This is a genomic window from Yersinia sp. 2540 StPb PI, from assembly GCF_052217165.1.
Lineage (GTDB): Bacteria > Pseudomonadota > Gammaproteobacteria > Enterobacterales > Enterobacteriaceae > Yersinia > Yersinia enterocolitica_E.
The window spans coordinates 2,960,044-2,981,074 of sequence record NZ_JAZGQC010000001.1 but is presented as its reverse complement, the minus strand read 5'-3'; the positions used below and the strand labels follow the sequence as shown (position 1 = coordinate 2,981,074).

Sequence of the window (21,031 nt, the reverse complement as noted above, 5' to 3'; positions counted from 1 at the left end):
GCGTCTAATCGAATACCGCAATCGCGGCATAGAGGGGATTTATCGTGGTTGATAACATGCGGTGAGACGCGCCAGAAGTGTATCGCGCTCACTGCATAGAGTGGCCGCGCGATGTACCAGCATTCTTATCGTCGGCCGGTGCTCACCGCCACAGGTATTTACTGAGCGTGGTCAGTGGATTAATGCTCGGGGTAGACCTTCTCTTTAAACTCACACAAGTCTTCAATAATGCACGAACCACAGCGCGGTTTACGGGCAATACAGGTATAGCGACCATGCAGGATCAACCAGTGGTGGCAATCAAGCTTAAATTCAGCCGGAACCACCTTGAGTAGCTTGGCTTCAACCTGATCTACATTGCTACCGGGAGCAAAGCCAGTGCGATTACAGACACGGAATATATGGGTATCTACCGCGATGGTGGGCCAACCAAAGGCGGTGTTCAACACCACATTGGCCGTTTTACGCCCCACACCGGGCAGCGCTTCGAGTGCTGCTCTGTCTTCAGGCACCTCGCCATTATGTTTTTCCAGCAAAATACGGCAGGTTTTAATCACATTTTCAGCTTTGGTATTAAACAGGCCGATGGTCTTGATGTATGCCTTCAGGCCATCCACACCCAGGTCAAGCAGGGCTTGCGGGGTATTAGCCACCGGATAAAGTTTGGCAGTGGCTTTATTGACGCTGACATCGGTGGCTTGTGCCGAGAGCAACACCGAAATAAGCAGTTCAAAAGGTGAGGTGTAGACCAGTTCAGTGGTTGGATGTGGATTGTTGTCCCGCAGACGGGTCAGAATCGCGACACGTTTTTCTTTATTCATAAGGCTTTCCCGGCATCTCCATCCTGAAGTTGCGGCGCAGTTGCTACTACTTGTGCTTTGCGCGCTTTTATTTTTTCGTCAATGACATATTTACCGGCCAGCAGTAATCCCAAACCAATAAAGGCACCTGGTGGCAGCATTGCCAGCAGGAAAGGGCTATCCAGATGCAGAATTTCGATACGCAGCACTTTTGCCCAGTTGCCTAACAGCATATCTGCGCCATCAAACAACGTACCGTTACCCAGGATTTCACGCAGTGATCCCAGAACAAATAACGCGCTGGTTGCCCCTAGCCCCATAGCCAGGCCATCGAGTGCCGATAACCCCACCGGATTCTTGGCCGCGTAAGCTTCCGCCCGGCCAATCACAATGCAGTTAGTCACAATCAATGGAATAAATATCCCGAGGGATTGATATAACCCAAAGGCATAAGCGTTAATCAGCATTTGCACGGTACTGACCACGGAAGCAATGATCATCACATAGATTGGAATACGAATTTCATTTGGCACCCAGCGGCGCAAAGCCGATACCGCGGTATTGGTACATACCAATACCAGCGTGGTAGCTAATCCCAAACCGAGGGCATTGGTGGCGGTAGAGGAGACCGCCAACAACGGACATAGCCCCAGTAGCTGCACTAGCGCTGAGTTATTCTTCCATAACCCCTGCGCTAACAGATTTTTTGCTTCACTCATTGCCGTTCTCCACAGACTGGCAGGCTATCAAGCCTTGCTGGCAAGGTTTCCAAATACAGCGTGGTGCTTTTCACCGCCCGCACCACCGCTCTTGGGGTAATGGTGGCGCCGGTAAATTGATCAAAGGTACCGCCATCTTTTTTTACGGCCCAGCGTTTGTCTTGTTCACTTGCTACATGTTGGCCACTGAAATAGCTAATCCAGTCAGAGATTCTAATATCAATTTTATCACCGAGACCGGGGGTTTCGTGATGTTCTATCACCCGACTGCCCAGCACATTACCGTGGAAATCTGCACCGACTAACAGTTGGATGGCACCGGAATAACCATCGGGAGCGGTGGTTTCAATCGCGGCAGCCACGGGTTTATTCGCCAACCGGGCCAGATACAAGCGATGAGGTGACAGGTTACCCAACGCGGCATCAGTGACAACGTAACATTCAGCTTGCATATCGTTGTCATAATTTTCAGCCGGAACAACCTGATCCAGCAACGCTTTTTGTTGCAAAGCGGCCTGATGGGCGATGGTTGACTCTGTCAGTGAGTTAACCACCGCCGTCAATCCGGTAGCACCGGCGGCAAACAGCGCCAAAGTAATGCCGTGACGCTTCATGGTTTTTAGCATAACGGCTCCTTATTTACCGGCACGGTTGTGACCATAAACCCGAGGCTGGGTATAGTGGTCAATCAGTGGAACAGTAATATTGGCCAGCAGTACGGCAAAGGCAACCCCGTCAGGATAGCCACCATACACCCGAATTAACCACACCAGAATACCGATTAATGCACCGAAAATCAGGCGGCCACGGGGCGTGGTGGAGGCACTGACCGGATCGGTGGCAATAAAGAACGCCCCCAACATGGTGGCACCGGAAAACAGGTGCAACATCGGCGGGGCAAAACTTTGCGGGGCAACTATCCAACTGATTGCGGCACAGCCAGCCAGCGCCAACAAGAAACTGACCGGAATGTGCCAATGAATCGCTTTACGCCACAGCAGCAATAAGCCGCCCGCCAGAAAACCGAGATTGATCCATTGCCAGCCGACCCCCGCCAGCGTTGCGGCAAAAATGGGCTGTTGCAGAATTTTTGCCACTGGTTGTGAGCGTAGGGCGGTTTTAAAGCTATCAAGCGGTGTGGCCTGACTGACACCGTCATAACTCATCTGGAGTTGATGAATATCAGCGCCACTGTGGGTATATCCGGTAAAGATAGTTAAAAGAGAGTCATAAAACCCCACCGGTGTAGCTTGTAATGGCAGCGGTGGTAACCAACTGGTCATTTGTACCGGGAATGAAATAAGCAGAACAACATAACCCACCATGGCCGGGTTGAACGGATTTTGTCCCAAGCCACCATACAGTTGTTTAGCAATGACGATAGCAAACAGCGTACCCAACACAATCATCCACCAAGGGGCCAATGGGGGCAGGCTTATCCCCAGAAGCAGGCCGGTGAGCAGGGCGGAGTTATCTTGTAACCGCATCAATACGGGCTGTTTGCGTAACTGCAAAACGGCCCCTTCGGCTAGCATGGCGGTAACCATTGCCAGTGCTACCTGAATCAGGTTGCCATAACCAAAGAAGTAGGTCTGAGCAATAATGCCCGGAATGCAGGCCAGAATCACCAGCAGCATGATGCTACGGGTACTACGTTGATTGTGCGTAAAAGGGGAACTGGCTATTTGCAACCCTTGGTTCTGGGTCGATGCTGCTGGCCTGAATTTCATGAAATTACAACCATATGTCGAATGCTTAACAGAGTTCTTAAACGCAGTTATCGCGCTGGCAAGTCAATACTTGCGGGCATCGATACACTCAGCCGTCAGGGGGATAATATTTGTGCCGCATTCTACCCTATTCAGACAAAGTGTAATACGCCTTAATCATAGGGTTATTATCCATAATGCGTTGAAATATTAAGTAAGCTGTAGCATTTAATAAACCAGGCTAATCTAAAAATTTAACTTGCAATTTATATCGCGATGGTAACAAACATATAGCAAGAACGGGTTTTTGCGCGGCTTGAGGGTATTAGGCTTTGGTCTCAGATAAATAGATTTAACTCTTTGTTTTAATGGGTTTGTTTTTGTTTTATCTGTAGCTAATCAACTGTAAGTTAACGATTTATTAACTTGTGAAATTAGATTTGAGAAAAGCGTTGGCATAATGATAGATTAATGTAGTATGCACTGTAATTATATATTTAAAGAACAATAAGATGATAAACGAAGACATATTGTTTATAGAAGAATTAATTGAGTGGATTGAAATCAATTTAGAAAAGAGGCCCACACTGGACGATGTGGCGAAGATTTCTGGATATTCAAAATGGCATCTACAACGGAAATTTAAAAGTATTGTGGGGGTACAATTAGCCTCCTATATACGTGGCCGGGTACTGACTCGCGCAGCGGTTGCATTGCGCATTTCACGCCGTCCTATCATTGAAATCTCTGATGAGTTGGGTTTCGATTCGCAGCAAACCTTTACCCGTACATTTAAGAAGCGTTTTGGTGTTACCCCAAATAGTTTTCGTCAAATGGAGCACTGGGATGTGCAAGGGATGATTCCCCGCTTCGGTTTTTGTGAAAATTACACCCCAGAAATCAAACGGATATCTTTACCACCGCGAGAACTGGTGGGCTTTACACGGCGGCTGGATTTTGACGAACACAACCATTGTAGTGGTCAACACTCCTCCTGTATGGCGATGAAAGATGAAATTTTGCTCGATTTCTTTAAGGAAGTTAATTTCTCATGCCAACGGGTGTACTCGCTGTTTTCTGCCAAAGAGTGTCAGCAAGGGCAAAACAGTGTGAATTATTCGACTGCGATTGATAAAGACAAGCGGCATGAAATCCAGGGGCTGCGTGAGGTTGATCATATCTCTATTCCGGCGGGGGAGTTTCTCTCCATATCCCACCAAGGTAGTGCCAAAGAGTGTGTGAAATTCTCAATTTATTTGTTTAATGAAGTGCTGCCAAAATTGCGTGAAGAGTTTGGTGGTGGTATCGAAATGGAAGTTATTGAGATAGACAGTTGTCACGCCGAATCAAAAATGCGTGATATCTCGGTGGTTTATAACTATCAGATGTTGACGAACTGATGTACTGCCGCAGTGGCAGTGCGTCAGTTCAGTGTGTTACGTCTTAATCTGGGTTAGCAGTTTGTGCCGCTTTCTTGGCTTTGACCCGGGCAATGGCGGCAGCTACAGCGGCTTGGCGCGGATCTTCTTCTGACTCTTCATTTTTATGCGTCGCAACCGCGGATTCAAGCTGTGCTTGTGCGGCTTTCTTAGCTTTGACCCGGGCAATGGCAGCAGCTACAGCGGCTTGGCGTGGATCTTCTTCTGACTCTTCATTTTTATGCGTCGCAACCGCGGATTCAAGCTGTGCTTGTGCGGCTTTCTTGGCTTTGACCCGGGCAATGGCGGCAGCTACAGCGGCTTGGCGCGGATCAACCGACGACGGTGTTGACTCATCGGAGGCGACAGCCAGCTGTTTTTCTGCCTGACGTGCTCTGGCCTGTGCTTTACGTGCTTCTCGAGCGGCAATGACGGCACTGTTATCCGGTGTTTGCCCTGCGGTCACGCTGATAACCGCGTCGGCATTCTTATCCTGGCGAGCTAATCGACTGACTGCGGCTTCAACCTTTTGCTGGTCAGCATCAGTCAGCTTGACCGCGGCTTGTTTATGGCGCAGTTCACGCGCACGCTTTTCTCGTTCCAGCCGCGCTTGTTTGGCCTCAAAACGTGCTTTGGCTTCCGCTGCTCGGGCATTTTCCTGATCGAGGGCGCGGATTTCTGCTTTTTCCTGACGGTAATACTGTACTAATGGGATATTGCTCGGGCATACATAGGCGCAAGCACCACATTCAATACAATCGAATAAGTTATGATTGCGCGCTTTCTCGTGTTCTTCACCTCGACTGAACCAATAGAGCTGTTGGGGCAATAAACCTGCTGGACAGGCATCAACACATAAGCCACAGCGAATACAAGCTTGTTCCGGTTCTGATAGCCCCATTTCGGCTTCGGTCGGCGCTAAAATACAGTTACTGATCTTAACGATCGGTACATCCAAACTTGGCAAGGTAAAGCCCATCAGCGGGCCACCCATGATCACCATCGGTTGGTGCTGAGGCTGAAATCCGGCCAGTTTCAACAAGTGTAATACCGGCGTCCCAATTCTGGCCCAGAAATTGCCTGGTTTTGCTAATGCATCACCGGTGAGTGTCACGACTCGTTCAATTAATGGCTCATCGTCGATAATCGCTCGCTTAATGGCGACCACTGTACCCACGTTTTGCATCAATACCCCAATTGATGAGGAGTGCTTGCCGAAAGGCACCTCTTTACCGGTCAGGATTTTGGTGAGCTGCTTGGCACCCCCAGACGGATATTTAGTCGGTACAACCCGCAACTGGATCTCGTCATGGCCCTGTAATGCATGTTGTAAAGCCGCAATGGCGGCGGGCTTATTATCTTCAATGCCAATCAACACCTGCTGTGGTTGCAGCAAGTGTCTTAGAATATCAATACCGGCGACCAGCTCTTGCGCGTGCTCCTGCATTAACCGATCATCGGCGGTGATATAAGGCTCGCATTCAGCCGCATTGATAATCAGGGTGGTAACACTGTTCACGCCACCTTGTAATTTACTGGCGGTCGGAAAGCCTGCGCCGCCCAAACCGGCGATACCCGCTTGATGAATACGATCCAGTAACGCCGCGGTATCTCGCTGTAAATAGTCGGCCCACGGCTGTTGCTCACGCCAACGGTCTGCACCATCCGGGGTAATATGCACACACAACTCAGCCAACCCGGAGGGATGTGCAGTGGTATGCGGGGCAATAGCCGTAATAGTGCCAGAAGTGGGGGCATGTACTGGAACTGTGCGGCCACGGCCCACGGTCAGTGGCTGGCCCTTTAATACTTGTTCACCGGCTCTGACGCGCAGTTCACCTTCTGGTCCCAGATGTTGTTGCAACGGAATGATCATTTGCTCAGGCAAGGATGCGATGCGCATTGGCACCGTGCTGGATTGCAACTTCATTTCCGGTGGATGGATACCCCCGTCAAAATCCCAGATATTGTCGTGTTGGCGGGCAGTAAACAGCTTAAACATGTTGCTCCACATCTATCATTTTCACTGGAATCATCTGTGAGGCCACTAACTGGCTGGGAAGATTTTTGACCGGAATAGTGCTCAGATCCCACTTCCAGTTAGCGGTGGTGGTGGCAACCGGAATCATTTCAATACAGTCTGTCGGGCAAGGGGCAACACAAAGGTCGCAGCCGGTACACAGGTCTGGCAATACGGTATGCATGGCTCGGGTGGCACCCACAATGGCATCGACAGGGCAGGCCTGAATACATTTTGTGCACCCAATACAATTGGCTTCATCAATAAAGGCCACTTTACGCTGTGGATGAGCCGCCGCTTCGTCACCCTCTAGAGGTTGTGGTTCAACCGCCAGCAGTTCAGCCAGCTTAAGCATCACTTGTTCGCCACCCGGCGCGCACTTATTGATTTTCTCCCCCTGAGAGGATACGGCTTCTGCATAGGGCCGACAGCCAGGGTAGCCACATTGACCGCACTGGCTTTGCGGCAAGATTGCTTCTACTTGCTCAACCACGGGGTCTTGATCAACCTGAAAACGGCGGGCAGCAAAACCAAGCACCACGCCTGATATCAGCGCCAATGTACTTAATGCACCTACGGCAATCCATAACGACATCATTAGAACTTCACCAACCCGGTAAAGCCCATAAAGGCCAATGACATCAACCCCGCTGTAATCAGGGCGATAGAAGACCCGCGGAATGGCGCAGGAACGTCAGCCACCGCCAACCGCTCGCGAATAGCAGCGAATAACACCATTACCAGAGAGAAACCGGCTGCGGCACTGAAGCCATAAACCGCCGATTGCATAAAATTATGAGATTGATTGACGTTAAGCAACGCGACACCCAACACAGCACAGTTAGTGGTGATCAGTGGCAGAAATATCCCCAGCAAACGATAAAGTGCCGGGCTGGTTTTGCGTACCACCAATTCGGTAAATTGCACCACGACGGCGATGACTAAAATAAAAGCCAATGTGCGTAAATACACCAAACCAAGCGGCAGCAAGATAAAGCTGTTTACCATCCAGGCGCAAACAGAGGCCAATGTTAGTACAAAGGTAGTTGCCAGCCCCATACCAATAGCGGTCTCCAGTTTTTTGGAGACACCCATAAACGGGCACAGGCCAAGAAATTTGACCAGCACAAAGTTGTTTACCAATACAGTACCGACAAACAGGAGCAGGTATTCAGTCATTACGAAGCCTAAAAAAATAAAAGCCGCCTATTATCCAAAATTGGCGGCCTGACGACAACAGATGAAGTGCAGGGTTATTACGATTTACTGGCTATTTTAGGGGGAAAAGGTGCGCAATCCCATTAAAGTTCGGTAAAAGTATGCTTCACGCGTTGAGAACGTTTGATGTAAGGCACAAAAACAGCGGCGGCCAGCAAGGGCCATCCCAGAGTGCGTAAGGCAATATCATCACTGATCGGCGAGAAAGCAAAGGCCTTTAGTGCCAGTAGCACGGTTAACAACAACCAAAGAATAAACCATTTCGGTAGGCGACGTGAGCGGCTGCAAAACAACCAGATGACCCATAATGTATAGGCCCACATCACTAAGGTTGTTATCACCGAGAAATACCATTGTAGGGTAAATGCCTGTGAGTTGGTCACCAGATACTCTCGTGACTCTGGGGTGAAGATGGCCATGGCATACAGTACTAGCATCAGGCTGGCGCTGAGCAGTGTGACGATCAAATAGGCCAGTGGGGCCAATAACCAGCCGCCAATGCGCTGATATTCCTGCGGTTGAGACATAGTGAACCTTAGTAATCTATTAATAAGGAGTGATAACCCTCTGTCGCTATCACTTCTTTGTATGATGCTAGCTTAACCCGCAAATGTGTCCTTCGTCATCTATATCAATATGGTAATACGCCGGTTGGGTACCCAACCCCGGCATGGTCATGATATTTCCAGTGTAGATACGAACAAATCCGGCACCTGCCGACACGGCGCAGGCCGTTACAGGCAACACAAAATCATGTGGGACGTTCTTCAGGCTGGCATCGGCACTGATAGACAGGGGGGTTTTGGCGATGCACAGCGGCAAATGGCCGAAACCTGCTGCGGTTATCTCATCAATTTGTTGGCGCGCTTGAGGCGTAAATGTCACATCGTGGGCGCCATAACGCTGTGCCATAACCTGTAACTTGTTCTCCAGTGTGGCGCTGTCTGGGTAGGGTAACGTCGGCTCAGCGCCCTGAGCGCAGGCAGTTATCACTTGTTGAGCCAGTGCGGCGGTCCCGGCACCGCCCAGGGCAAAAGCGTCACTGATTTCACAAGCAAGTGCGCCGGCAGATAAAGCATAGTCGGCTAAAAATCTCAATTCTTCGGGGCTGTCGCCGGGGAAGCGATTAACCGCAACCACCACCGGCAAACCGTAACTTTTCGCGTTATTGATGTGCCATTTCAGATTGGCGCAACCTTGATTGAGCAAGGGAATATTGGTATTGAGGATCTCGGCAGGCAGTGGCTGACCCGGTTTAATATCATACGTGCCGCTATTGGCTTTCAGGCTACGCAGTGTCGCCACCAAAACCACACAAGCGGGGGCAATACCGGATTGGCGATACTTAATATTAAAGAATTTTTCCATCCCCATATCGGAACCAAAACCCGCCTCGGTTACCACATAATCCGCTAATTGTAAGCCCAACCGGTCTGCCAGAACCGATGAGTTGCCGTGGGCGATATTGGCAAAAGGGCCTGCATGGATCAGTACCGGGGTGTGTTCACTGGTTTGCATTAATGTTGGATGAATAGTCTCTTTCATTAGCACGGTCATGGCACCGGCGACGCCCAAATCTGTTGTGGTTATCGCTTCGCCGTGGGTGGAGTGAGCCAAAATAATCCGGCCAATGCGTTGTCGCATATCTTGCAGGTTTTCTGATAAGGCCAAGATAGCCATCAATTCAGATGCCGCGGCTATTTCTACATGGTCTGCCCGCTCCACACCGTGGGTACTCTCGCCGATCCCCACACGAATATGGCGTAGCGCCCGGTCGTTGTGATCAACCACGCGTGGCCAGAGGATCCGCTGCGGGTCAATATTCAGTAACGGTAATCCGGTTTGTTGACTAAACGCCAGCCCCAAGCGTTGCTCATGGTACAATCGCGCATCCAAAGCGGCGGCGGCCAGATTATGTGCAGCACTGATGGCATGGATATCACCTGTGAGATGCAGGTTCAGTTTCTCCATCGGTTGCACCTGTGAAGCACCGCCACCCGCAGCGCCCCCTTTCACACCAAAGACCGGGCCAAGACTGGGTTGACGGATACAGGCGACACCACGGTGACCTAATCGGTTGATCCCCTGACTTAAGCCAATCGTTGTCACGGTTTTCCCTTCGCCTAACGGCGTTGGGGTGATACTGGAAACTAAAATCAGTTTGCCTTGCGCACGACCAGGCTGGATCGCACGGATATCAACTTTTGCCATATGATGCCCATAAGGGATGACATCATCTGTGCTAACACCTAATTGCTGAGCAATATGCATGATCGGCAACATTGCTGGGTGACGAATAAAATCTGAATGAGGGGGGAGGTCATCGGCAGTCGAAGGCATAGTCGGTGTCATGGCGAGAAAAAGTCCTGTTATCAGTGATAAAACGGCGGCAGCCAACCACTATGGCTATAAATCACCGCAAAATTATCACATAAAGCGATGAGTAATTGACGATACAAATCAATAAATGTGAAGTGACCGAGGTTAAGTGTCCTACTGTAGATATTCTTAATATTGGCTGCCTAACATGTCTAATTTATATCGCCCCACTGTGAATTAAAATTCACAAATAAAACGAAACTAAGGTGTTTTGAGTTATCAAAAGTTATAAATCCTTACGCTATATGAACGATATATAAAAACCATTCTATGATACCGGCGTTATATGTTCCTAATAATTTGGGTAATCTACTCTATGGAAAACCACGTTCATTCCTCATTGGTCTGCGCTGCTCGATTACTCCGTCTGGCGGGGTTGAATTCAGACACTGTTGAGGATTTTAGCCACAAAAATGCCATCGGTTGTTGGACCATGGCAACACGTGCATCATTGCGGCGCTATTTAGCGCAATTTTCACGTACCACAGCAGCCCGCTTCAAAATCATAAAACAGTCATTAAATAATATTAAACCAGAACAATTGCCACTTGCTTTTCGCGATATGCAAGGCAAATTTATCTTATTGGCACGTATTAATGAAAAGCAGGTGCTACTGCAACATGCAGATAGCGGGAAGCCAGAAATAATAACTTATCAAGAGCTTGCGTCGATTTGGAGTGGTGTCATCATTTGTTGTAGTCATTCGCGTTTCAATATTCGCTGGTTTGTTCCCGTATTACTGCGCCACCGTAAATCATTGGTTCAGGTATTAGTATTATCAATGTTATTACAGTTTCTGGCCTTGATTTCTCCGCTTTTCTTTCAGGTTATTATGGATAAAGTGCTGGTCCATAATGCACTCACAACACTTGATGTGTTAATTATTGTGCTATTAGTGGTAGGAATATATGAAGTCGTATTAAAATTACTGCGAGAATATATTTTCACTCACACGACCACTCGGGTTGATATTTTATTGGGCGGCAAGCTATTTAACCACCTAATCAAATTACCACTAAGTTATTTTAAGCAACGCCATGTGGGCAATATTGTCGCTCGAGTGAAGGAGCTGGACAATATTAGAGAATTTATTACGGGATCCGCACTGACGCTATGTGTCGATGTGGTTTTTACCCTGGTGTTGTTTATTGTCATGTGGTGCATTTCACCACTACTGACGCTCATCATTTTAGGCACATTGCCGTTATATCTGTTATTAGCGGCGCTGACCACCCGGCCATTACAACAGAAAGTTGAAGTCCTGTGCGGTTGTGCCGCACAAAATGGGGCATTTTTAACTGAAACTGTCTCTGGCGTGGAGACGGTAAAAAGTCTGGCGCTGGAACCCCAAATGCATCAACGCTGGGAAACCCAAACACGTGATTATGCTGAAGCGAATTTTCAGGTACAAAACCTGCAAAATCTCAGTAGTCAGGCGGCTCAGTTATTGCAAAAACTGGCTGGTGCAGTGGTGATTGTGGTGGGCGCTTATCAAGTGATGTCGGTGCAGCTCAGTATCGGGCAACTGATCGCCTTTAACATGTTGGCGGTGCAGGCATTGATGCCAATGAGTAAGTTGGTTGATTTGTGGCAACAGAGCATCCGGGCCCAAGTGGGGCTAATGCTTGTCTCTGACATTTTGAGCTTACCTGCGGAGCAGTCGGTGAGGGCGGTGCCACTTGACCACCCGATTCGAGGAGATATCACGTTGCAACAGGTGATTTTCCGTTATCGCGCCGATTTAAACCCGGTACTACAGGATTTTTCCTTATCTCTGCGTGCTGGCGAACATATCGGGCTGGTGGGGCCATCAGGCTCGGGTAAAAGTACCGTTGCCCGACTATTACAACGCCTCTATATCGCTGAGCAGGGTGTAATCAATATTGATGGCATCCCAATTGGACATTTCTCCCTCGACGTGTTGCGGCGTCAGATAGGGGTTGTGATGCAGGAGAGTTATCTGTTTAACCGTACGGTACGGGAGAACATCGCCCATTCACGGCCCACGGCATCATTGGATGAGGTGGTCGAGGCTGCATGTCTGGCGGGAGCCAACGCTTTTATACTCGCCTTGCCACTAGGTTATGACACCGTGCTGTCAGAGGGCGGAGCCTCGCTTTCTGGTGGTCAGCGTCAGCGTATTGCCATTGCCCGCACATTGCTGGCTAATCCCCGTATTTTGATTTTTGATGAAGCAACCAGTGCGTTAGATGACGAGTCGCAGGCGGAAGTACAGAAAAATATGGCCCGCATTATTGCCAATCGTACTGTCATCACTATTGCCCATCGCCTCTCGACGGTGCGACATTGCCATCGCATCGGTGTCATGACACAAGGCCGCATTACTGAGCTGGCTAACCATGATCAACTACTGGCGCTAAATGGCGTTTATGCCCGATTGTGGCAGCAACAGGCTGACTTCAGCCATGAGGAATCAAAATGAAGTTGATGCAATATTGGTATAGAACAGCATGGTTCAATGCCATAAAGAACCGTTGGCAACGCCATTTCTCGCCTCAGCGCACCCGTGATGAATATGATTTCCTGCCTGCCTATCTGGATATTGTGGAACGGCCAGTGGCACCACTGGCACGGCGCACCGCATGGTTTCTGGCGCTGACACTGCTGCTGGCATTGGTATGGTCGATTGTTGGAAGGCTTGATATTCACGCATCAGCTAAGGGCAAAGTGATTGTTTCTGAACATTCGAAAGTGATCCAACCGCTAGAACCAGGGGTGGTGGCCGCAATTAATGTGCGCGATGGCGACAAAGTTGAAGCCGGTCAGGTGTTGATTGAGTTAAATCCAATCGGTATTGATGCCGAGTTGGGTAATATCAATCAGCAATTAATGCATCGCTTACTGGAAGCTGCCCGTGTGGCGGCGCTGCTGACAGTGAACCCCACCGCGATGTTTACTCCCCCTGAAAGTAGCCCTGATGATTTGAACATCACCGCCAGGGCACTTTTGCGCAAAGAAGTAAACGAGGTCAATGCAGAGTTATCGCGCCAGGAGAGTGAACAGGCGGTTAACCAGGCCCATATTCAAGCGGGTATGACTAATATTGCGCACCAGAAAGCGTTAATGAAAAACATTCATCAACGGTTGCAGGCGTTACGAACACTCGCTAAATCCAAGTCAATTGCCGATGTGGAGTTATTGCTACAAGAGCGGGAATGGCTAAATGCCATGGCTGAAAGTAGCCGTTTGGACAATGAACTGGCTATCTTGCAGGCGAAAGCACACCACCTGTCACAAACCCGACTGCACTATTTAGCTGAAAAGAAGCGGAGCTATCAGGAACGATTAAATCAAGCTCATGAAGTTATCAACCAATTGCGACAAGAGCAGATCAAATTGCTGGAAAAGCAGCGCCAACAGACCTTACGCGCACCGGTTACCGGCGTGATTCAACAATTGGCGATTCATACTCTGGGCGGCGTGGTCACCACGGCTCAACCGTTAATGGTATTGGTGCCTGAAAGTCATCAGTTAGAACTCGATGTCATGATCCTCAATAAGGATGTGGGTTTTGTGCTGCCAGGGCAGGCGGTGGAGGTGAAAGTTGATAGCTTCCCTTATACCCGATTTGGCACGTTGTCGGGTGAAGTAAAGCATATTTCTCGTGATGCGATGGAGGACCAACAACAAGGCTTAGTGTTTCCGGCCCGGATCCGTCTGGACAGCGACAGGCTGAGCGTTGAAGGGAAGTCGGTGCGTTTATCCGCAGGTATGGCGGTCAGTGTAGAGATTAAAACCGGCCGGCGGCGGGTTATCGATTACTTACTCAGCCCATTACAAGAATACCAATCCGAAGCCATGAGGGAGCGTTGAGATGAATAATTCAACATCAACGCAGGTCATCCAGCCATTGGCAGCACTGGCTCGAGCTGCTGCATGTTTTGATCTGGCGGTTGAGCCTGCGCAGTTGGCGCACCAACTCGGATTAGCGCCGGAAAAAATAGATTACATTGCGCTGTGTCGTGGTGCCGGTTGGATTGGCTTGCGGGCCAGAAAAGTCAGTCAGTCATATGACCGTTTGAAACATCTGGCGCTGCCTATTTTATTCAGTGATGAGAATCAGTGGTATGTACTACTGGCGCTGAATGAACAGGGTGCGGTGGTTTATTTTGCCGCCACTGGACAGCAGCAGCAAATAAGCCAGCAGGCACTGGCCTGCTTGTGGCGTGGTGAGGCTATTTTATTGGCGAAAGCAGAGTTACAGGGACCGAAAAAAGCCGCTTTTGGCTTTGGTTGGTTTATTCCGGTTATTACTAAATATCGCCATCAATTACGTAATATCGTTTTAGTGTCACTGTTATTACAGGCTATTTTGCTGGTGACGCCAATGCTATTTGAAACGGTGATCGACAAAGTCTTAGTGAGCCGCGGCGTCGGGAGCTTAATGGTATTGGGCTGCGCCATGATAGCATTGGCAATTGCCGAACCCTGTTACACCTTCTTGCGTGGCTGGCTGTTCTCACATCTCTCCAGCCGAGTTGGGGCCGAACTTAACACCCGCCTTTATCGTCATTTACTGGGGTTGCCCCTGGCTTATTTTGGCGCACAGCAGACAGGGCAAACTATCGCCAAAGTACAAGAAATGGAGCAGATTCGCAGTTTTCTGACCGGGTCTGCATTAACCATGTTATTGGACCTGATCTTTGTTGGTACATTTATAATTGTGATGTTTTGTTATAGCAGCCAACTGACATGGATAGTTCTGTTCTCTCTGATCTGTTACCTCCTGTTTTGGTGGGCCATTGGCGGTGTTTTACGTCAGCGGGTTGAGCGTCAATATGAAGCCAGTGCAGATAATACGTCGTTTTTAACTGAAGCGATTAGCGGGTTGGAAACGATAAAAACCACTGCCACCGAAAGCCAGTTTAATCGTAGCTGGCAGCAATCATTAGCCCGCTATGTGCGGGCATCATTTGCTGGCATGAGGATGGCAAATATTGCTGAGCAAGGTATTACACTTATCAATAAAGTCACCTCAGCTATAGTGTTGTGGTTTGGCGTTAAATTGGTACTGGCAGGGGGGTTAAGCCCAGGTCAATTCATTGCTTTTTCAATGTTTTCGGGTTACGTAACTCAACCCATTTTACGTTTGGCTCAGATATGGCAAGATTTCCACCATACGCAAGTCGCCCTGAAACGGATTGGTACCATTTTGGATTATCCAACCGAGCCGGGCTGCACCGGATTATCATCAAGTCATGGGTGCTCCGGGCGGTTGACATTTAAACAGGTGCGTTTTCGCTATCGATCAGATACCACAGAAGTTTTACAAAATCTCAATTTAGATATTGCCGGTGGCGAGTTTATTGGCATTACCGGGCCATCCGGCTGTGGCAAATCAACGCTAACGAAGTTACTACAGCGGTTATATATTCCTCAACATGGGCAGATTCTGATAGATGGGCAGGACTTGGCGATTACCGATGCCACGGCATTACGCCGCCAAATGAGTGTGGTACTGCAAGATAGCATCTTGTTCTCTGGTAGCCTGCGGGACAACATCTGCCAGTGCCGGCCTAATGCTGATGATACCCTGGTTGAGTCGATTGCCCGGCAGGCGGGGGCGCATGATTTTATTATGGCTCTACCGCAGGGCTATCAAACCCAGGTGGGGGAAAAAGGGAGTATGCTGTCTGGCGGGCAGCGGCAGCGAGTTGCTCTGGCGAGGGCGCTAATGGCAGATCCTAAAATACTGATTCTTGATGAAGCCACCAGTGCTCTGGATTATGAATCTGAGGCGGCAATTATGCGCCAGTTACCAGAAATTATCCGTAATCGCACCGTCATCTGCATTGCTCATCGATTGAATACATTGCGCCAATGTCATCGTATTTTGGTATTAGGAAACGGGCAAGTATTGGAACAAGGCAGTCATCAGGCGCTACTTGCTCAGGAAGGAGCCTATGCACGGTTGTGGCGGTTACAAACTGAGTAATGCATCGCGACTGTGGGTTATTAATCTCGCTTAAAATAACGCTGGGTGAGAATCTCTCACCCAGCTATCACCAGCCATACAGTGCGTGATTACAACTTGTCACCGTTGGTTTTAATCACCCCTTGATACCAGAAGAAGCTTTTTTTACGCTGACGCGCCAGTTGTTTCTGATGGTCAACATAAACAAAACCATATTGCTTCTGGAAGCCATTCAACCAACTGAGTAGATCGATAAATGACCACGGATAGTAACCACGGACATCTGCACCTTGCTTGATGGCATCTTCAATTGCCACAATATGCTGACGCAGGTAATCAATCCGGTCATCATCAACCACTTCACCCTCAATGATTGGGTCTTTAGCACCCAAGCCATTTTCAGTGATATAGATAGGGATGTCACCATAGCGCGCCTTGATATTCATGATGCTTTCGGTAAGGCCCTGTGGGTAAATCTCCCAATCCCAGTCGGTATAAATCCCGTTAGGATTGCGGACAAATTTAAACAAATCTTTGAAGCCGAACTCACTCCCTTGTTGATGACCGGAACCTTTTTCACCTGAGGTATTCATGGTCAGATGCGTTTCTTGGTTATTGGCAGCAATAGTTTCACGCTTATAGTAGTTCAACCCAATAAAGTCACAGATATTGTTACGTAACAGGGCATCATCATCGGGGGCGAATTGTGGAACACCCCAAATGGCCTGGGTCTGTGCCAGCAATTCAGCAGGATACTCGCCTTTTAACACTGGATCATATAACCAATGGGTAAAGATCCCTTCAGCTAAGCGAAATGCGGCGATATCTTCGGCGGAATCACTCAGTGGCGTGTTGGTTTGCAGGACATTCACAAAACCTATTGTCCCGTCGATACCGCTGGCACGAAATGCTGCAACCGCTTTGGCGTGAGCGACAAAAACGTGATGGCAGGCTTGGATAGCACGGGCAGGGTTCTGGACGCCCGGCGGATGACCGCCAGTAATATAGCCAAAACCAATAAAACAGATGGTCTCGTTGAACGTTGACCAGAGCTTGACTCGATCACCATAGTGCTGATAACACAAACGTGCATATTCTTCAAAAGCATCGGTGGTGCTGCGGGTTTCCCAACCCCCTTCATCTTGCAAGGCTTGCGGCAAATCCCAGTGATAGAGCGTAATCATCGGCTCGATGTTGTGTTCCAGCAATGCATCGATCAATTCACTGTAGAATTTAACTCCCGCGGCATTCACCTCCCCACGGCCTGTTGGCAACAAACGCGGCCATGAAATTGAAAAACGATAACTTTTCATGCCCATCTCCGCCATCAGTGCCACATCTTCGCGGAAACGATGATAGTGGTCGACAGCAACATCACCATTGGTTCCCTGATAGGTGGTACCGGGCAGATGTGCAAAGGTGTCCCAGATAGAAGGGCCTTTACCATCAGTATCATAGGCACCTTCAACTTGATAAGCGGCGCTGGCGGCACCCCACAGGAAATTTTTCGGGAAAGCAGACATAAAATCACTCTCATGTAATGGATAAAAAGGGTGTTTGATAAAATCTCTATCCTCAGTGTATTAGGGAAAACGTTATTTATGCAACCGGTTTCTGTAACCGGTTTCTGTGGCACTAAATTGAGTGATTGAACGGCAATAAAACGGCAGCGATATGCAAGACACCGATCACAAAACCGTAAACAGTGCCTAAACGAGGTAAAGACAAGATGGGTCATTCAATACCACTGTGTATATAATCAGTGTTTCGCAAATTAAGATTTTTTGTTGAAGAAGGAAGAATGATGATCACTCGGCTTGCTATCTCTGGCTACCGTTCGTTACGCGATGTGGTACTTGAATTGGGGCAATTGAATGTCATTACCGGCGTAAATGGCAGTGGCAAGTCCAGTCTTTATCGAGCGCTCCGGTTGCTATCAGATATTGGTCAGGGGCAGGTTATCCAATCATTGGCGGCGGAGGGCGGGTTACAATCAACCCTCTGGGCGGGACCCGCGTCGTTTTCCAAGTCGATGAAATCAGGAGAACAACCGATTGAAGGTACCACTCGCCATCATCCCGTGAGCCTCAAATTGGGCTTTGCTGGCGCGGACTATGGTTATGCTATCGATCTGGGTCTCCCCACACCGCGCAGGTCATTTTTTGCGTTGGATCCTGAAATCAAGATTGAAAGCCTGTGGTGTGGCGATACCCTGAACAATAATGCGCTTTTTGCTGAGCGGCGAGGCCCGCGGGTCCGCATCCGTGATGAGCGCGGAATTTGGCGCGAGGCATATCACGGGTTAGCGGCCTATGACAGTATGATGACCCACAGCACAGACCCCCGTGATGCCCCAGAGATTCTGCTTATGCGCGAACGGATGCGGGCCTGGCGTTTTTATGACAATCTGCGTACCGACCGTCATGCGCCAGCTCGCCAGCTTCAAGTGGGAACTTATACACCGGTACTGGCCAGTGATGGTGCGGACTTGGCCGCAGCGTTACAAACGATCAGAGAGATCGGGGATACCGATGCACTCACGCATACCATTACAGATGCTTTTCCCGGTACTACGTTGGCTATTGAACCCAATTTTGAGTTGCTGTTGTCACAGCAAGGTTTGTTAAGGCCACTCAAGGTCGCAGAGCTATCAGACGGTACCTTACGTTATTTATTGCTGGTGGCGGCATTGCTATCGCCACGTCCTCCCGAAATGATGATCCTGAACGAACCCGAAATCAGCCTGCATGTTGATCTGTTACAGCCATTAGCGCGGTTGATTGGGCAGGCGGCACAACATACCCAGGTGATTGTGGTGTCCCATGCCGCTGAGCTGGTGGCGGCGCTACAGCAGGAAACCCACTGTCGCCATATCTTGTTGGATAAACAGTTAAGTGAGACAACTATACAACAAGAGGCCACACCTCATTGGTTATGGGCAGCACGTTAGCGGCAGTGACTGCGATGTTGAAAACATAAAAAGAGCGTTAAGCTCCTCAGACTGCTAACAAACCGCGACGATGTCGGCTCGGGTGGGAGGGCTGGCACAAGATATAGCATTCGTGGCAGGGATGGCACGGTCCAAGCTTACATGGCTGCTTATTTTGGCGCAGGGAAGACGGTGTTGTTACGATCTGCTTGTTTTTACCATTGCGGGCATTTCGTCATAAAATTCAGGGGCCGAAGCCCCTGAGTATGGTGTTTAAATCAATTGTTATATTTAATTATCAGATCTATTTAAATTACCCGGTCTATTTAAATCAACAGATTAAATAATAGTATTCGGCTTAACTTAGCGATTTAGATGGTAATACACTTCGTTCCAGCGGATTTCATTTTTAAATGCAGGAAGCGTCGTATCATTGTCGATCAACAGGAATTCAATTCCGTGCATCTCGGCATACAGGCGCAATTCATCCACCCCGACGGCTTGAGAGAATACCGTGTGGTGCGCGCCACCGGCGATAATCCAAGCTTCAGCAGCCGTTGCCAGCGATGGCTGAGCTTGCCAGATAGCACGGGCTACCGGCAGTTTAGGTAATGGGTGTGGCTGTTCGACAGTATCGACGACGTTGACCAATAAGCGGAAACGGTTCCCCATGTCAATTAAACTGGCATTCAGTGCCGGGCCTGCCGGTGTAGAGAAGATCAAGCGCGCTGGATCGGCTTTACCACCGATACCTAAGTGTTGTACATCCAGCAACGGTTTATCTTCTTTGGCGATAGAGGGACACACTTCCAGCATATGAGAGCCAACCACTAAATCATTGCCTGGTTGGAAGTTATAGGTGTAATCCTCCATAAACGAGGTACCACCTTTCAGGCCAGTGCCCATTACTTTCAGAATGCGCAGCAACGCGGCGGTCTTCCAGTCACCTTCACCGCCAAAACCGTAACCTTGTTGCATCAGTCGTTGCACTGCCAGCCCCGGTAACTGCTTCAGGCCATACAGATTTTCAAAGTTAGTGGTAAAGGCTTTAAAACCGCCTTGTTCTAGAAAACGCTTCATGCCTAATTCAATACGGGCCGCATCCAGCAAATTTTCACGTTTATTGCCGTTCAGTTTTACCGCATCAGTGAAGCGGTAAGTGGCTTCATACTCTTCAACCAAGGTATCAATATCACCTTTGCTAACGGCATCCACCACCGTGACTAAATCACCGATCCCATAGGCATTAACTGAGTAACCAAACTGGATTTGAGCAGCCACTTTATCACCGTCGGTTACTGCCACTTCACGCATGTTGTCGCCAAAACGTGCCACTTTAAGCTGTTGGCTTTCTTGTTTGGCTGCCGCTACTCGCATCCATTGACCAATACGTTGATGCGCTGCTTTATCCTGCCAATGACCGGTTATCACGCTGTGTTGTTGGCGCATCCGCGCGCCGATAAAGCCAAACTCGCGGCCACCATGGGCGGTTTGGTTCAGGTTCATAAAGTCCATATCCATGGTTTCCCACGGGATCTGAGCATTAAACTGAGTGTGGAATTGCAATAAAGGTTTATTCAGAATACTCAAACCGCCAATCCACATTTTGGCGGGAGAGAAGGTGTGTAACCACGTCATTACCCCGATACAGGCGGTATCATAGTTCGCCTCACGGCACAGTGCAGTTATCTCATCCGGTGTGGTCACCAACGGTTTTAGTACCAGTTTTATTGGCAAGCCCGCTTCACTATTCAGGCTGTTAACCACCTGATGGGCATTATCCATAACTTGTTGCAGGGTTTTCGGGCCATACAGGTTCTGGCTACCAATGACAAACCACACTTCTGATTGCTTGAATACGTCCATCTGATACTCCGTTTAATAAATTGTTATAAAAAATATAT

Annotated in this window: 16 protein-coding genes; 5 read left to right on the top strand and 11 right to left on the bottom strand. The window is 49.0% G+C overall.

The window, feature by feature from the left end; translation table 11 throughout:
* Positions 1–179: 179 nt before the first annotated feature.
* From nth to rsxD, 4 genes are read right to left on the bottom strand one after another with little or no spacing between them, the layout of a single operon-like run.
* On the bottom strand, positions 180–821 hold the full coding sequence (nth, locus tag V1956_RS13585) for an endonuclease III (protein WP_372558991.1): 642 nt from the start codon (positions 819–821) through the stop codon (positions 180–182).
* Positions 818–1,519: an electron transport complex subunit E gene (locus tag V1956_RS13580; protein ID WP_083158885.1), complete on the bottom strand. Its 702-nt coding sequence runs from the start codon at positions 1,517–1,519 to the stop codon at positions 818–820. Before V1956_RS13580 ends, nth begins: the two co-directional genes overlap by 4 nt.
* Positions 1,516–2,145, bottom strand: coding sequence for an electron transport complex subunit RsxG (rsxG, locus tag V1956_RS13575; protein WP_372558992.1), 630 nt, complete (start codon positions 2,143–2,145; stop codon positions 1,516–1,518). Before rsxG ends, V1956_RS13580 begins: the two co-directional genes overlap by 4 nt.
* Positions 2,146–2,154: 9 nt before the next feature.
* Positions 2,155–3,249, bottom strand: a complete 1,095-nt coding sequence (rsxD, locus tag V1956_RS13570; RefSeq protein ID WP_372558993.1) for an electron transport complex subunit RsxD — start codon at positions 3,247–3,249, stop codon at positions 2,155–2,157.
* A 491-nt stretch (positions 3,250–3,740) separates the two neighbouring features.
* Between rsxD and V1956_RS13565 the strand changes: the two genes are divergently transcribed.
* Positions 3,741–4,628 carry a helix-turn-helix domain-containing protein gene (locus tag V1956_RS13565; protein WP_083158883.1) on the top strand — a complete coding sequence of 296 codons (888 nt, stop codon included), beginning with the start codon at positions 3,741–3,743 and terminating at the stop codon, positions 4,626–4,628.
* Positions 4,629–4,671: 43 nt separating this feature from the next.
* Here the strand turns inward: V1956_RS13565 and rsxC are convergent, their stop codons facing one another.
* The 5 genes from rsxC to V1956_RS13540 all read right to left on the bottom strand — a co-directional run bounded on the left by rsxC (position 4,672) and on the right by V1956_RS13540 (position 10,236).
* The gene (rsxC, locus tag V1956_RS13560; RefSeq protein WP_442825224.1) at positions 4,672–6,648 is read right to left on the bottom strand and encodes an electron transport complex subunit RsxC; all 1,977 of its coding nucleotides are present in this window, start codon (positions 6,646–6,648) and stop codon (positions 4,672–4,674) included.
* Positions 6,641–7,264 (bottom strand): electron transport complex subunit RsxB, encoded by a 624-nt coding sequence (gene rsxB, locus V1956_RS13555; protein ID WP_083158881.1) that lies wholly within the window; start codon positions 7,262–7,264, stop codon positions 6,641–6,643. The genes rsxC and rsxB overlap by 8 nt, the downstream gene beginning before the upstream one ends.
* Entirely contained in the window at positions 7,264–7,845 is a 582-nt protein-coding gene (rsxA, locus tag V1956_RS13550; RefSeq protein WP_013649928.1) for an electron transport complex subunit RsxA, read from the bottom strand. Before rsxA ends, rsxB begins: the two co-directional genes overlap by 1 nt.
* Before the next feature lie 122 nt (positions 7,846–7,967).
* Positions 7,968–8,411: a DUF2569 domain-containing protein gene (locus tag V1956_RS13545; protein WP_372558995.1), complete on the bottom strand. Its 444-nt coding sequence runs from the start codon at positions 8,409–8,411 to the stop codon at positions 7,968–7,970.
* A gap of 67 nt (positions 8,412–8,478) precedes the next feature.
* Positions 8,479–10,236 (bottom strand): formate--tetrahydrofolate ligase, encoded by a 1,758-nt coding sequence (locus V1956_RS13540; protein WP_420074909.1) that lies wholly within the window; start codon positions 10,234–10,236, stop codon positions 8,479–8,481.
* A 343-nt stretch (positions 10,237–10,579) separates the two neighbouring features.
* Here V1956_RS13540 and V1956_RS13535 point away from each other — a divergent pair, with 343 nt between their 5' ends.
* From V1956_RS13535 to V1956_RS13525, 3 genes are read left to right on the top strand one after another with little or no spacing between them, the layout of a single operon-like run.
* Positions 10,580–12,706 carry a peptidase domain-containing ABC transporter gene (locus V1956_RS13535; RefSeq protein WP_442825223.1) on the top strand — a complete coding sequence of 709 codons (2,127 nt, stop codon included), beginning with the start codon at positions 10,580–10,582 and terminating at the stop codon, positions 12,704–12,706.
* A complete protein-coding gene (locus V1956_RS13530; RefSeq protein ID WP_420074911.1) occupies positions 12,703–14,097 on the top strand; it encodes an HlyD family type I secretion periplasmic adaptor subunit in 1,395 nt (464 codons plus the stop codon). Before V1956_RS13535 ends, V1956_RS13530 begins: the two co-directional genes overlap by 4 nt.
* A 1-nt stretch (position 14,098) precedes the next feature.
* Entirely contained in the window at positions 14,099–16,219 is a 2,121-nt protein-coding gene (locus tag V1956_RS13525) for a type I secretion system permease/ATPase (RefSeq protein ID WP_372558999.1), read from the top strand.
* An 89-nt stretch (positions 16,220–16,308) separates the two neighbouring features.
* Here the strand turns inward: V1956_RS13525 and V1956_RS13520 are convergent, their stop codons facing one another.
* Positions 16,309–17,721, bottom strand: a complete 1,413-nt coding sequence (locus V1956_RS13520; RefSeq protein WP_420071748.1) for a GH1 family beta-glucosidase — start codon at positions 17,719–17,721, stop codon at positions 16,309–16,311.
* 281 nt (positions 17,722–18,002) lie between these two features.
* Here V1956_RS13520 and V1956_RS13515 point away from each other — a divergent pair, with 281 nt between their 5' ends.
* Entirely contained in the window at positions 18,003–19,148 is a 1,146-nt protein-coding gene (locus V1956_RS13515; RefSeq protein WP_420074914.1) for an AAA family ATPase, read from the top strand.
* Positions 19,149–19,490: 342 nt separating this feature from the next.
* Here V1956_RS13515 and araA read toward each other — a convergent pair whose 3' ends face one another.
* On the bottom strand, positions 19,491–20,993 hold the full coding sequence (gene araA / locus V1956_RS13510) for an L-arabinose isomerase (protein ID WP_420071750.1): 1,503 nt from the start codon (positions 20,991–20,993) through the stop codon (positions 19,491–19,493).
* Positions 20,994–21,031: the final 38 nt, after the last annotated feature.

Bases quoted from the DNA above. Each gene is read 5' to 3' on its own strand.
- V1956_RS13525 (WP_372558999.1), top strand. From the start codon at position 14,099: ATGAATAATTCAACATCAACGCAGGTCATCCAGCCATTGGCAGCACTG.
- V1956_RS13515 (WP_420074914.1), top strand. From the start codon at position 18,003: ATGATCACTCGGCTTGCTATCTCTGGCTACCGTTCGTTACGCGATGTG.
- rsxG (WP_372558992.1), bottom strand. From the start codon at position 2,145: ATGCTAAAAACCATGAAGCGTCACGGCATTACTTTGGCGCTGTTTGCC.
- rsxB (WP_083158881.1), bottom strand. From the start codon at position 7,264: ATGATGTCGTTATGGATTGCCGTAGGTGCATTAAGTACATTGGCGCTG.
- V1956_RS13580 (WP_083158885.1), bottom strand. From the start codon at position 1,519: ATGAGTGAAGCAAAAAATCTGTTAGCGCAGGGGTTATGGAAGAATAAC.
- rsxA (WP_013649928.1), bottom strand. From the start codon at position 7,845: ATGACTGAATACCTGCTCCTGTTTGTCGGTACTGTATTGGTAAACAAC.
- nth (WP_372558991.1), bottom strand. From the start codon at position 821: ATGAATAAAGAAAAACGTGTCGCGATTCTGACCCGTCTGCGGGACAAC.
- V1956_RS13520 (WP_420071748.1), bottom strand. From the start codon at position 17,721: ATGTCTGCTTTCCCGAAAAATTTCCTGTGGGGTGCCGCCAGCGCCGCT.
- V1956_RS13565 (WP_083158883.1), top strand. From the start codon at position 3,741: ATGATAAACGAAGACATATTGTTTATAGAAGAATTAATTGAGTGGATT.
- V1956_RS13545 (WP_372558995.1), bottom strand. From the start codon at position 8,411: ATGTCTCAACCGCAGGAATATCAGCGCATTGGCGGCTGGTTATTGGCC.
- rsxC (WP_442825224.1), bottom strand. From the start codon at position 6,648: ATGTTTAAGCTGTTTACTGCCCGCCAACACGACAATATCTGGGATTTT.
- V1956_RS13535 (WP_442825223.1), top strand. From the start codon at position 10,580: ATGGAAAACCACGTTCATTCCTCATTGGTCTGCGCTGCTCGATTACTC.
- V1956_RS13530 (WP_420074911.1), top strand. From the start codon at position 12,703: ATGAAGTTGATGCAATATTGGTATAGAACAGCATGGTTCAATGCCATA.
- araA (WP_420071750.1), bottom strand. From the start codon at position 20,993: ATGGACGTATTCAAGCAATCAGAAGTGTGGTTTGTCATTGGTAGCCAG.
- rsxD (WP_372558993.1), bottom strand. From the start codon at position 3,249: ATGAAATTCAGGCCAGCAGCATCGACCCAGAACCAAGGGTTGCAAATA.
- V1956_RS13540 (WP_420074909.1), bottom strand. From the start codon at position 10,236: ATGACACCGACTATGCCTTCGACTGCCGATGACCTCCCCCCTCATTCA.